Consider the following 11,512-nt stretch of genomic DNA (forward strand, 5'->3'; position numbering starts at 1 on the left):
TTTCAACCGCCGACTCCGATCTTTTTACTTACCATCAATTATTATGCAAATCTTCAACTGGACAAAACTTCAAAATGGATCAGACATTCGCGGTATAGCCCTCGAAGGCGTTCCCAATGAAACAGTCAACCTAACGCCAGAAATTGCGACAATCTTAGGTAAATCCTTTGTCAGTTGGCTGGTGCAAAAAGTCAATAAACCAGCGGCCGAATTAACGATCGCGATCGGGCGTGACAGCCGCCTATCAGGGCCAACCTTAATGCAAGCAGTCATGGAGGGAATCGCCTCAGTTGGTGCAACCGTGTACGACTTTGAAATGGCCTCAACCCCCGCCATGTTTATGAGTACCATTACCCCTGGTTTTGATTGCGACGGCGCGATTATGCTCACTGCTAGCCATTTGCCATTTAATCGAAACGGCTTAAAGTTTTTCACTGCCAAAGGTGGGTTACAAAAGCAGGATATTACAGATATCTTAACACTAGCCCAAAGCAATTACTTTGAGCCAGCCTCATCGCCCGGTAAGATTACAAAGCATGATTTTATCTCTGTTTATGCTAACCAATTTGTCACAAAGATTAGGGAATCAGTCAATCATCCCGATAATTTTGATGAACCACTAACAGGATTAAAAGTAGTTGTGGATGCGGGCAATGGTGCTGGCGGTTTTTATGTTGATAAAGTCTTAAAACCTTTAGGTGCAGACACTACGGGCAGTCAGTTTTTAGAACCCGATGGTACTTTCCCCAATCATGTGCCAAATCCCGAAGATAAACAGGCAATGCAGTCAATTTGTCAAGCGGTAATTGAACATCAAGCGGATTTTGGGATTATTTTTGATACCGATGTCGATCGCAGCGCGGCTGTCGATAAAGTTGGCAAGGAACTCAATCGCAATCGCTTAATTGCGTTGATTTCTGCGATCGTATTAAAAGAACACCCAGGCTCTACCATTGTTACCGATTCTATCACCTGTGATGGCTTGACACAATTCATCGAAGAGGATCTAAAAGGGATTCACCATCGCTTTAAACGTGGCTACAAAAATGTGATTGACGAGTCGATACGCCTCAATGAAGCCGGACAGGAATCATGGCTGGCGATTGAAACATCGGGACATGGAGCTTTGAAAGAAAATTACTTTCTGGATGATGGCGCTTATTTAGTCAGCAAATTATTAATTGAATTGGCTAAGTCAAAGCTAGCAAATCAATCTTTGCCAGATTTAATTGCGAATTTAAAAGAACCCGAAGAAAGTGCAGAATTTAGGATTAAGCTAGGTGTAGATGATTTCAAGGCTCACGGCGATCGCGTTATTGAACAACTGCAAGAATTTGTCTCAACCCAAGCAGACTGGAAAATAGTTCCCAATAACTACGAAGGTTTGCGAATTTCCTGCACGTCAGCTAGCGAATCAGGCTGGTTTCTGTTACGCTTATCACTCCACGATCCGGTGATGCCTTTGAATGTTGAGTCTAATGTTAAGGGTGGTGTCGCTCACATAGTAGCTCGGCTTTTAGCTTTTTTCCAAACAACAGAATCCCTTGATTTGTCGGCACTATCAATCTAAGTTTTACTCGTGTCAGACTATTAGTAAACCAAACCCAAAGAGGAATTTAATCATGTGGCTTTTAATCATAAAATGTTCTGCTGAAAGCTGGGAGACCCATTCCAAAGCTTTCAAAGCCATCGCGGCCAAATATCCGGCCACGCCTTCCTCTTCCAAAAAGATGAAAGGCGACGGTCAACGCATCATGGAATATCAGCTTGAGAATGTCAATGATGTAGAGGAATTTATGGAAGAATGCTTGACATTAGATGGTTTCACTGCTACCTTTGAATCCCTATAATTCTAGGTGATAAGATTATAGCAAGTCTCAATTTTTATCTCATACCATTTTAGAGGTGAGATTTTAAAATTGGGAATCAATACTATTTTGCCAAAAACAGGCTAAAATAACTAGAGAGTTTGAGGAAGGTTATCATAAAATAAACTGCTAAGAAAGAATTGATTTAACAGCAGACGAGTTAAAAATAATTCGGTTGCAGCGCCGTGAACTATAACTAATACCAATTGTTAAAGTTATGTAATAGTACCTAGGACTGATAAAATATAATCATCCAGTTATAGATTAAGAGTGTTTCTGTTGAAACTTGGGATCTCCTAGATTTGTAATGGAAACGGTAGTGTGAGCGTCTGCATCAAGCGGGCTTTCCTCCCCGCTACGGGAATTTTTATTATTCTTATCACCTCAAGTTAAGTATTTATTTAAGTTAGTCTCTCATCTCCAAATCTTTGACCAAGCTTTTTACCTAAGGCTTTTTCTCTCGACTTATTGCGGATTGCTATAGTTAGTCTAGATAGTTAAAAATATATCAGCGAGACAAAGATTAAGGACACCTAGTGATGATAATGACTGTGAGTCGAGGCAACGGCGGGCTAAGTGCGGAGATAGTTAGGGGTTTGATTTGGCCGTGGCGGCAGTTCAAAGCAAACAAGCTAACCGCCAGTTCGATCGGGGGAATTGTTGCTGGCTTTCTGAGTTTGGCCCTGCCGGTGCAAGCTTTGCAGGTAGTTGTGACGCCGACAAATCCCGAACTGGGAGATACGCTGTCAGTAATTATTCAGGCTGACGGTAATGGCGGGGAAACTCCAAAAGTTTCTCTACAGCAAAAAAACTACCCCGCCTTTCCCATCGGCAACGGGCGCTTTCGGGCCTTGCTGCCGACGACGCCGTTAGAGAAACCCGGTGCCCGCCAAATCCAAGTCACAGGTGATGGACAAGTGCAGAAGTTGAGCGTGCAAGTGCGCGGTCGAGATTTTCCCACTCAATCCATCTGGCTACCGCCTGGGAAAGACGAGGAAGGTACAGATGCTGAATTCGATCGCGTAGACGCATTTAAAGCACTGGTGACACCCGAAAAATTTTGGGACGGCAAATTGTTGCGCCCCAACTCCGGCGAAATTACTACTATTTACGGGGTGCGACGTTATTATAATGGGGTATTTGCTCAAGACTACTACCACCGCGGCGTTGATTACGCAGGTGCTTACGGTTCCCCTGTAGTGGCACCGGCAGCAGGTCGGGTGTCTCTAGTGGGACGCGAATCGCAAGGCTTCAAAATCCACGGGAACGTGGTTGGTATCGACCACGGTCAGGGGGTAGCAAGTATTTTGATGCACCTCAGCCGGATTGATGTCAAGGAAGGCGATGTCGTGAAAGCCGGTCAAGTAATTGGTGCTCTGGGGTCAACTGGGGCTTCTACAGGCCCTCACCTGCATTGGGGACTTTACGTGCATGGGCAGTCCGTCGATCCTGTTCCTTGGCGGCTTCAGGGAGTTGAGTAGGATTTTTTACAGGTTTTGACGGATTTATCAGTCAATTATGGGGTAAGTTTGTGGCTGGGGTGTGCAGATAACTGTTATGGGTTATCTGTATTGAGTTAGGATTTGTATAAAATTTCTCAACTCAACCCTCACAACTCGAATCTCAAGACGCTAACAATCGCGTCTTCACAAAACTTTATTAATGATGCCGTTGAGCGGGGACGCATATATGAGTATTGAAAAAATTGTTGAACAGGCTTTGCAGGATGGTTATTTAACGCCGTCTATGGAAGCTGAGGTGGGACGGATCTGCAATACGGCTTCGGAATTGTCGATCGAAGAGTACATGGCTCTCGATCGTCTGATGGGATCTTTGTTGACTGGCGAAGTTGTGGTTCTGCCACGCAAACAGTTCATCAACGTGATGGAAGAGTTGGTCCTGAGCGATGCGATCGCTAGGGTGGCCGAAATTGAGGCGACGAGCGACCTTAGTCTCGATGTCGGAGATATTGCAGCTTATGCTTTAAATAGGCTGCCACCTCTTTACGCTACGACGGAAGAGGGCGCTCATTTTCAACGGGCTAGGGCCAAAGAGCAACTTCACGATTTGATTTCCAAAGAAGTCAACGCAGCCATCGCCCGCAACTTGGACAGGCCCGACACCCCAAACCCGACAGCTTTGGGCAAGTCTTCTGGAAACGAGGTTCTTTCACAGCTAAGCACTTGGCTGCAAGCTAACGCGACTAATTTTGAGCCGCAGCCTTAGTACCACCCCAACAGCTCTATTTCAGTTAAGTCGATCCCGCTCAATTCAGAAAGCGGGATTTTTAGTTTCTGAGTCAGCAAGATTCATCTGAATACCGAAGCCAGAAGGCACAAGACCGAAGCCAGAATTCAAGAAAAAAAATTAAAATTTAAGAGTTTTCTTTATTTGTTGCATCAAATAAAAAATTCCCTCTTCCTTCTTCCTTCTTCCCTCTTCCTTCTTCCCTCAAACGATTAATTGTTGCTGTCAGAAGAGTCTGCCGAGGGGCCAGCGGTAACTTTTGTTTCTCGCTTTTCGCGTTTTTTCCGTTCCGCTTGGATGACATCTTGAAGCACTATCCGCGCTTGAGCCATTTTTTCCAAATTGCTGCGGTACAAATCTAAATCTTTGCTAACTTTGTCTTCTGGCAGGTGCAAGGCCGCACTGACTTTGGCGATCGCGTTGTTTCGCGTTTCTTGGTCTTTTACTAAGTTAGGGTCAGCTTTTTCTAACAGCGAGAACAAACCGATCGCGAACAAGCGGCTGTACTTAAATTGAGGGTTGCTGGCGATCGCCCCTAAAGACGCTTGCAACTCCGCTGTATCTTCAAAGCTGGTCGAACGATCGAGCCACGAGAGCAACTCTTGCCCGGAAAGTCTATCTGCCAAGCTTTCCAATCGCTGAGCGTCTTGCTTGTAGCGATCTGGATCGTCTTCTAGGGACTTGCACAAAGCGTTAAAAATCGAAACTCTGTCTGCTTCTGGGGCGTACCCAAGCATGAATCGATCGAAAGCTGTCACTACACCCAAAGCATAAATCGGGTCGTATTGAAAATCGGCATTCGCCGAAAGCAAGTGCATTTCTACCATCAACTCTTCCACCACTCGACGGTAAATTGAATTGATCGGTCGAGTGTGAATCGTATAGAAACTTCGCTTAGTATCTGAAACAGTACGGTTATTGTTCACCTGAGTCTTATAGATAAATAATTTTGCCGTAGCGGGCGTGCCAGCGCGGCGTGAGTAAAGTCGTGGGAGTCAATTCTGCGATCGGTCTGACAAAAAGTGCCAGTTTTTTTAAGCGTTGCCGCCTCCTTGCGAGACAAAATTTTATCAAAAAAATTTTACGCGCGATCGGCAGCAACAATTAATATGTCGCAATAGGAGGGAAAAACCCCAGTATCTTTACAATCATAGCTTAGCTGGGATCGCTCATAAATCTAATCTTCTGACTTGCCCAGCCTAGATATTGTCTTGCATATCACAATAACTTTTTCTTGTCAACCACTAATTGTGAAAAATCAAACAAACATGACAATTTCTCCTGAATTAATAGCTTTAGCCCAGTACATGGCGGGCGAATTTGACAACCGGGAACAAGCGCTAGCAGAGCCGACGTGGTACGTCCACCTTCGTTTGTGGCAAAGACCCCTGCCGGTTCGTTTATTTTCCGAACCCAGCATTGCCCTGTTTGCCGAACAAGCCAACATTCTGGAATTAGACAAGCCATACCGCCCCCGCATCGTGCAACTGAGGCACTCACAGATAGCGCCGGGACTTATCGAAGCTCAGTATTATATGTTCCACGACATTACAGCCGTCAAAGGAGCCGGTTGCAACCCCGACTTGCTTGGAAAGCTAACGAAGGAGCAAATCCAACTCCTCCCCGGCTGCACCCTGTCGGTTGCAGTGCAAAATTTAGGCTCAAACAGCTATCGCTTTCGGGCATCTTTGCCGGAGGGCACTCGCTGCGGCTTTGCCTACGGGGGGCAAAATTACCAAGTAGACTTGGGATTTGAAGCCGCAGGCGAGGAATTTCTCAGCTACGACAAAGGAATAAGCCCCACGACAGGCAAGGCTATCTGGGGAGCTTTAATGGGCCCTTTTAGATTTGTCAAGCGTCAGGATTTTGCTGCTGAGATATTGGTTTGAAGCAAGAAGCAACAATAAACAAGGAAGAAAGATTTAGCTATCTAGGATAGAAGGCAAGACTTTACCTTGACCTATTCTTCTACTTTAGTGTTTTGGTGAACCTCTCAACCTCTCAAGAAAGGAAGAAAGCATAAGGAAGCTGGCAAGAGTTTACCTGCTTCCTATTCTTGTGCAGGGTTCCGGCGCATTTTGTGAGCCTCAAGCTTAAATTACCCGCGACACTGCAATCGATGCCAGCAGGAGTGCTCAACTTGCGCGTGGCACCCCCTCTAGAGCTTCTTCTTCCGTTTCAAAGATTTCAAACACAGAATCCATCATGGTGACTTCAAACACCAGTTTGGCTTCGGGATGAACATTGCAAATGCGGAAACTTCCCTTAACTTTATCCGCATCCCGCATACCTGCTACAAGTGAGGTCAGGCCAGAACTATCGATAAAGTTAACCTGACCAAGATTCACTACGACATGGCGGCTGAGTTTGGAAATACACTCTTGCAACTTGAGGCGGAATTGCCAAGCTGTAGTGATGTCCAACCGTCCTGTCGGTGCTAAGACGATAACTGTTGTACCGTCTTGAAGCGTGTGGGTTTTTTGATCAATATGAATCACTGACCCTTCCCTCAAATTTATTATCTATCGCGGTGGTTACTGTCCCAGTAGTTTAACTCAGGTCGGTGACTGCTGAGGCATCCAATTCGCCCAATCTTGCGGTTTTAAGAACTTCGAGTAGAGTTCAGCTTCGGGAGAGTTGGGTTCTGGTTCGTAACAGTATTCCCAGCGTACCAAAGGTGGCAGGGACATTAGAATCGATTCGGTGCGTCCGTTGGTCTGCAAGCCAAAGGTCGTGCCTCGATCGTACACCAAGTTAAATTCAACGTAACGGCCGCGGCGGTAAAGTTGGAAATTACGCTCGCGCTCGCCGTATTCTTTCGATCGGTGCTTTTCAATAATAGGGGTGTAAGCCGGCAAAAATGCCTGGCCGCAATCCTGTACGAAGGCGAACAGCGACTCCCAAGTCCTAGGTTCCGGCACGCCGATGTTGTGGCTGCACTCAGCGGCTTTACCTTTGACATGATGGTCGCGGTAAAGCGCGCCTTGAGCGCTTTGGTAGTCAAAAAACAGGCCGCCCACGCCCCGAGTTTCTTGGCGGTGGGGGAGGTAGAAATATTCGTCGCACCAGAGTTTAAAGGTCGGATAATATCCGGGATGGTGGCGATCGCAAACTGCTTTCAGAGTTTTGTGAAAATGAGCTGCATCCTCAGCCAACGGGTAATAAGGAGTCAAATCCACACCGCCGCCAAACCACCAAATCGGGCCGGCCTCAAAATAGCGGTAATTCAGGTGAACCGTAGGCAAGTAGGGATTGCGGGGGTGCAGCACCATCGAAGTGCCCGTGGCATAGAAATCGTGACCAGCAGCTTCTGGGTGCTTTGCCAGAATCAAAGCCGGCAAACTTTCGCCCCACACTTGGGAAAAATTGACTCCCCCTTGTTCAAAAACATCGCCTTCGCGCATGACGCGAGAACGTCCGCCGCCGCCTTCGGAGCGTTCCCAAGAGTCCTCCTTAAATTTGCCAACGCCATCGAGCTGTTCGAGGGATTGACAAATTTCGTCTTGTAGGCTTTTCATAAATTGGCTGACTCTAGCTCTAGAGTCAGCGGGTGGCAAAAACGGGGAAGTGGCTGTTTTAAGTGTTGTAGAAACTGTCATAAAATTTTCTGTTGTCAGATTTGAGTCTTAGATGGGCGATGAATCCCAAATCCAGTCGTCATGTAATTATGCCACCGTAGGTCTGCAAATGATCGCTATGAAGTTACATTAAAAAATAGCAATAAAAATATACTTAAACCTGCGATCGAAAATTCGCTAACCCAATTGCAGAGCTATGGTGGAGAACACAATGCCCAATACACTCGATGTTAGTTCAGTCTTAGAAATCCTGCGACCCGTGCAAGACCCCGAACTGCAAAAGAGTTTGGTGGAATTGAACATGATTCGTAACATAAAAATTGACGGCGGTGTCGTCAGTTTTACTTTAGTGCTGACAACGCCTGCTTGCCCGCTGCGAGAATTTATTGTCGAAGATTGCCAAAAAGCGGTCAAACAGTTGCCAGGAGTCGAAAAAGTGGCGGTGGAGGTGACAGCCGAGACGCCCCAACAAAAGGGAGTGGTCGATCGCCAAGGCATTGAAGGAGTGAAAAATATTATCGCAATTTCCAGCGGCAAAGGCGGCGTCGGCAAAAGCACAGTGGCGGTAAATGTGGCAGTAGCGCTGGCGCAAACCGGCGCTAAGGTGGGTTTGCTGGATGCGGATATCTATGGGCCCAATGACCCGACAATGTTGGGTCTGGGGGACGCGAAAGTGATGGTTAGGGACGGGAAAAGCGGGGAAAGCCTCGAACCCGCCTTCAACTACGGCGTCAAATTAGTGTCGATGGCATTTTTAATTGACAAAGACCAGCCCGTCATTTGGCGCGGCCCGATGTTGAACGGGATCATTCGACAGTTCCTCTATCAGGTGAATTGGGGCGATTTAGACTATTTGATTGTCGATATGCCTCCGGGTACTGGAGACGCGCAGTTGACAATGGCGCAAGCGGTGCCGATGGCTGGTGTCGTGATCGTGACGACGCCGCAGACGGTGGCATTGTTGGACTCCCGCAAGGGTTTAAAGATGTTCCAGCAGTTGGGAGTGTCGGTGTTGGGAATTGTGGAAAACATGAGCTATTTTGTGCCGCCGGATATGCCCGACAAGCAATACGATATTTTCGGTTCTGGTGGCGGGGAAAAGACTGCTGCTGAGTTGGGAGTGCCGCTGTTAGGCCGCATTCCGCTGGAAATTCCGTTGCGGGAAGGTGGGGATTCGGGGGTGCCGATCGTGGTGGGGCAACCGGGTTCTGCTTCAGCTAGGGAGTTGCGGGCGATCGCGGGCCGCATTGCCGGTAAAGTTTCCGTAGCAGCCTTAGCCTAACAAACTCTCGTTTCTGGGCTTTGCCTCGCGTCTTCCTGTAAACGAAGATTTGCCTAGTTCTCAGGCTCTGCTTGGGAACTAGAAACGAGAAAAGGTAAGCTATAAAGAGCCAACTTAACATTCACAGAATTATGATTTTTCCAGGTTCGGCAGTTCGAGTTAAAGATAAGGGTGAGATTTACTACGCCTTTCAAGGACAAGTTCAGCGAGTTAGCGATGGGAAGGTCGCGGTACTGTTTGAAGGTGGCAATTGGGACAAGCTGATCACGTTCCGGCTGTCGCAATTGGAACTTGTCGATGCTACGGCTGGTCGGGCGAAATAGTCAGTTGACAGTTGACAGTTGACAGTTGACAGTTGTCAGTTGTCAGTTGTCAGTTGTCAGTTGTCAGTTGTCAGTTGTCAGTTGTCAGTTATTGTTTATTAGTACCCACTTACAAATAATAATAAATAACAACCAACAGCCAACAACCAACAGCCAATAACCAACAGCCAACAACCAACAACCAACTGCCAACTGACTAATATGCGTTTACCTTTACCCCAATTTGCTACAAAAGAGCGCCATCCCGATCGCATTGCTGAGGTAATCGAGACGGCAACTTCGGAGTTTTTGGCTCAATGTTTGGAACCAGAAGACTTAAGTTTTCCCGTGATGCCACCTTTTGGGAGTTGGGTGAAGGCCGAGGATGAAGAGTCGAAAAATCAAATCTACGGCGTGGTTTATTACGCTACGACTAGCCCGATCGACTCGGTGCACAGAGCTCGCGCTTTGGGTTTGTCGCTGGAAGAGTTGCGGGAAGAACAACCGCAGATTTTTGCGATGCTCAAAACCGAGTTTCGAGTGGCGATTGTGGGGTTTGAGGCTGCGCCGGAAAGGTTCAACGGTCACGGCCCATCGAGGGGTAAAATTTATCAGTATTTGCCGCCGCGCCCGCCGCAAATTCACCAGGCGGTTTATCGCTGCGAACCGGATGAGGTGATTGATTTTACCGTGCAATTGGATTTTTTGAGGACGCTGCTGGGGGTGGCTAATGCGCCGGTGGATGCGCTGACGGCGGCGGCGATTCGGGAGATTTATCAGTTGCGGATGCGCGATCGATCTTGGTTGGTGGAAGCGGGGAGGAGTTTGAGTGTTTTGTTGAAGGATGATTATGACAGGTTGAGGGTGATTTTAAGTCAGATTCATCCGTAGGGAAAAGCTGAATAGTATGTTTGAGGCCGATCGTCAAATATTCAGGCGATCGCACCACCCAGACTCTGGTATTTGACCGGCCTTACAATTAATTTGAGAAAGAAGAAACGAGCGCACTTAATTTAAAATGCGATCGTCCCATTGAGTTTTGCATAGCACTGCGGCTGATGTAAAAGAGCATTTTTGCCCAATTTCATCTAAAGAAACATAGCGAATCAAACTCCGCACGAGCTTGCCGATAGTCGGGGCCGGTAAAATCTGCGACCATCCCAGAACAGCAGCAAAGCGACGCAAGTAAAGTGCGCTAACAATTTTATCGATTCCCAACGGCTCGCCAATCACTAGGATCGGCACAGGTTCCCGGTCTGGTTCAGCAGGCACAGGATTTGGCTGCGATGTCGGCGATGTCTGGATTTGGTTGATATCTGTGGCAACAAAAAGCTGTGTTTGAGTCATTGCGCTCGATCTCGTCGATCCGATTGGTGCTAATTGTCAACAATCGGCAGTGTAGCGCATTAGATGACAATCAGCAACGTTTACAGGAGCGTGACTCTCTGACACAATCGGGAGCATGGGAAGAGCAGGTAAAGCCCTCAAAAAAATATTAGAGGCATACGATATCAGTCAATATCAATTGGCAGCAAAGATGGAAATCGATCGCTCAAACGTTAGCCGTTGGGTAAGTGAAGAACGAGACCCGTCGGCTGAGGCGGTATTTGCCATTAAGCAAGCGTTGCAAACATTCAATCGAGAGGCTGCTAATGAATTCGTCAGGTTGTACCTGGGAGATGGCGAGGAAAACGGTTAATTTCTGAGGTGTGAAGAGTCTCGCACCTCTCATTGTCCTGCATTCAAGGGCGATCGCCTATTAGTTTGCAATCATTTATTTAAAGCGAGAAAGATTATATGTGGGTAGAGATAACAGGGCTCAATCAAGTTCCCGAATGGGGTGTGTTGAAGGTAAAAGTTGAGGGTACTTCAGTGATTTTGAATCGTCAAGGCCTGAACGTCACTTGTTACCGAAATGCTTGCACTCATTTAGAATATCCGATCGACATGGGTAAGGTAAGCAGCGGTATCATTACCTGTCCGTTTCATAAGTATCAGTACAAATTAGATACTGGTAAATGTTTGAATGCACCCAGCGATGCCCTGGAATCTTATCCGGTAAAGATTGAGGGCGATCGCGTTTTTGTAGACATAGATTAGTTATTCGTTATTAGCTACGTCCGACAGGGGTTTAAACCCCTGTCTCATAGCTAAAGTCGTCTAAAGACGACTGTAGATTAATATTTGATATCAAGTCCAGCTTAAATACTCCCTCACTCTCTTAGTCTACGCAGG

The 11,512-nt window shown here is 46.9% G+C and carries 14 protein-coding genes; 10 read left to right on the top strand and 4 right to left on the bottom strand.

What is annotated here, in order from left to right; genetic code table 11:
- Nucleotides 1–43: 43 nt before the first annotated feature.
- The 4 genes from QUA47_RS15995 (at nt 44) to QUA47_RS16010 (ending at nt 4,094) form a co-directional block, all read left to right on the top strand.
- Nucleotides 44–1,570, top strand: coding sequence for a phosphomannomutase/phosphoglucomutase (locus QUA47_RS15995; RefSeq protein WP_333431476.1), 1,527 nt, complete (start codon nt 44–46; stop codon nt 1,568–1,570).
- A gap of 52 nt (nt 1,571–1,622) precedes the next feature.
- Nucleotides 1,623–1,850, top strand: a complete 228-nt coding sequence (locus tag QUA47_RS16000; protein ID WP_190658651.1) for a hypothetical protein — start codon at nt 1,623–1,625, stop codon at nt 1,848–1,850.
- Nucleotides 1,851–2,407: 557 nt separating this feature from the next.
- A complete protein-coding gene (locus tag QUA47_RS16005) occupies nt 2,408–3,349 on the top strand; it encodes a M23 family metallopeptidase (RefSeq protein WP_333431506.1) in 942 nt (313 codons plus the stop codon).
- A gap of 208 nt (nt 3,350–3,557) precedes the next feature.
- Nucleotides 3,558–4,094 (top strand): late competence development ComFB family protein, encoded by a 537-nt coding sequence (locus tag QUA47_RS16010; protein WP_006631395.1) that lies wholly within the window; start codon nt 3,558–3,560, stop codon nt 4,092–4,094.
- 233 nt (nt 4,095–4,327) lie between these two features.
- Here QUA47_RS16010 and psb29 read toward each other — a convergent pair whose 3' ends face one another.
- The gene (gene psb29, locus QUA47_RS16015; protein WP_333431477.1) at nt 4,328–5,041 is read right to left on the bottom strand and encodes a photosystem II biogenesis protein Psp29; all 714 of its coding nucleotides are present in this window, start codon (nt 5,039–5,041) and stop codon (nt 4,328–4,330) included.
- A gap of 342 nt (nt 5,042–5,383) precedes the next feature.
- On the opposite strand from psb29, the gene QUA47_RS16020 reads away from it, so the two are divergent.
- Nucleotides 5,384–6,004, top strand: coding sequence for a chromophore lyase CpcT/CpeT (locus QUA47_RS16020; RefSeq protein ID WP_190658644.1), 621 nt, complete (start codon nt 5,384–5,386; stop codon nt 6,002–6,004).
- 246 nt (nt 6,005–6,250) lie between these two features.
- Here the strand turns inward: QUA47_RS16020 and QUA47_RS16025 are convergent, their stop codons facing one another.
- Nucleotides 6,251–6,613, bottom strand: a complete 363-nt coding sequence (locus QUA47_RS16025; protein ID WP_006631392.1) for an STAS domain-containing protein — start codon at nt 6,611–6,613, stop codon at nt 6,251–6,253.
- Nucleotides 6,614–6,670: 57 nt separating this feature from the next.
- On the bottom strand, nt 6,671–7,714 hold the full coding sequence (gene hemF, locus QUA47_RS16030; protein ID WP_333431478.1) for an oxygen-dependent coproporphyrinogen oxidase: 1,044 nt from the start codon (nt 7,712–7,714) through the stop codon (nt 6,671–6,673).
- A gap of 190 nt (nt 7,715–7,904) precedes the next feature.
- Between hemF and QUA47_RS16035 the strand changes: the two genes are divergently transcribed.
- The 3 genes from QUA47_RS16035 (at nt 7,905) to QUA47_RS16045 (ending at nt 10,168) form a co-directional block, all read left to right on the top strand.
- Nucleotides 7,905–8,975: an Mrp/NBP35 family ATP-binding protein gene (locus QUA47_RS16035; RefSeq protein WP_006631390.1), complete on the top strand. Its 1,071-nt coding sequence runs from the start codon at nt 7,905–7,907 to the stop codon at nt 8,973–8,975.
- A gap of 131 nt (nt 8,976–9,106) precedes the next feature.
- The gene (locus QUA47_RS16040) at nt 9,107–9,298 is read left to right on the top strand and encodes an NAD(P)H dehydrogenase subunit NdhS (protein WP_015175937.1); all 192 of its coding nucleotides are present in this window, start codon (nt 9,107–9,109) and stop codon (nt 9,296–9,298) included.
- 201 nt (nt 9,299–9,499) lie between these two features.
- Nucleotides 9,500–10,168, top strand: a complete 669-nt coding sequence (locus tag QUA47_RS16045; RefSeq protein WP_333100500.1) for an HAS-barrel domain-containing protein — start codon at nt 9,500–9,502, stop codon at nt 10,166–10,168.
- A gap of 117 nt (nt 10,169–10,285) precedes the next feature.
- Here the strand turns inward: QUA47_RS16045 and QUA47_RS16050 are convergent, their stop codons facing one another.
- Nucleotides 10,286–10,624, bottom strand: a complete 339-nt coding sequence (locus QUA47_RS16050; protein ID WP_333431479.1) for a hypothetical protein — start codon at nt 10,622–10,624, stop codon at nt 10,286–10,288.
- 115 nt (nt 10,625–10,739) lie between these two features.
- On the opposite strand from QUA47_RS16050, the gene QUA47_RS16055 reads away from it, so the two are divergent.
- Both QUA47_RS16055 and QUA47_RS16060 read left to right on the top strand, forming a co-directional pair.
- On the top strand, nt 10,740–10,976 hold the full coding sequence (locus QUA47_RS16055; protein ID WP_333431480.1) for a helix-turn-helix transcriptional regulator: 237 nt from the start codon (nt 10,740–10,742) through the stop codon (nt 10,974–10,976).
- A gap of 98 nt (nt 10,977–11,074) precedes the next feature.
- Nucleotides 11,075–11,377: a Rieske (2Fe-2S) protein gene (locus tag QUA47_RS16060; protein WP_333431481.1), complete on the top strand. Its 303-nt coding sequence runs from the start codon at nt 11,075–11,077 to the stop codon at nt 11,375–11,377.
- Nucleotides 11,378–11,512 lie beyond the last annotated feature (135 nt).

This window comes from Microcoleus sp. MON2_D5, assembly GCF_036701905.1.
Lineage (GTDB): Bacteria > Cyanobacteriota > Cyanobacteriia > Cyanobacteriales > Microcoleaceae > Microcoleus.

Bases quoted from the DNA above. Each gene is read 5' to 3' on its own strand.
- QUA47_RS16040 (WP_015175937.1), top strand. From the start codon at position 9,107: ATGATTTTTCCAGGTTCGGCAGTTCGAGTTAAAGATAAGGGTGAGATT.
- QUA47_RS16050 (WP_333431479.1), bottom strand. From the start codon at position 10,624: ATGACTCAAACACAGCTTTTTGTTGCCACAGATATCAACCAAATCCAG.
- hemF (WP_333431478.1), bottom strand. From the start codon at position 7,714: ATGACAGTTTCTACAACACTTAAAACAGCCACTTCCCCGTTTTTGCCA.
- QUA47_RS16010 (WP_006631395.1), top strand. From the start codon at position 3,558: ATGAGTATTGAAAAAATTGTTGAACAGGCTTTGCAGGATGGTTATTTA.
- QUA47_RS16000 (WP_190658651.1), top strand. From the start codon at position 1,623: ATGTGGCTTTTAATCATAAAATGTTCTGCTGAAAGCTGGGAGACCCAT.
- QUA47_RS16055 (WP_333431480.1), top strand. From the start codon at position 10,740: ATGGGAAGAGCAGGTAAAGCCCTCAAAAAAATATTAGAGGCATACGAT.
- QUA47_RS16020 (WP_190658644.1), top strand. From the start codon at position 5,384: ATGACAATTTCTCCTGAATTAATAGCTTTAGCCCAGTACATGGCGGGC.
- QUA47_RS16005 (WP_333431506.1), top strand. From the start codon at position 2,408: ATGATAATGACTGTGAGTCGAGGCAACGGCGGGCTAAGTGCGGAGATA.
- QUA47_RS16045 (WP_333100500.1), top strand. From the start codon at position 9,500: ATGCGTTTACCTTTACCCCAATTTGCTACAAAAGAGCGCCATCCCGAT.
- QUA47_RS16035 (WP_006631390.1), top strand. From the start codon at position 7,905: ATGCCCAATACACTCGATGTTAGTTCAGTCTTAGAAATCCTGCGACCC.
- QUA47_RS15995 (WP_333431476.1), top strand. From the start codon at position 44: ATGCAAATCTTCAACTGGACAAAACTTCAAAATGGATCAGACATTCGC.
- QUA47_RS16060 (WP_333431481.1), top strand. From the start codon at position 11,075: ATGTGGGTAGAGATAACAGGGCTCAATCAAGTTCCCGAATGGGGTGTG.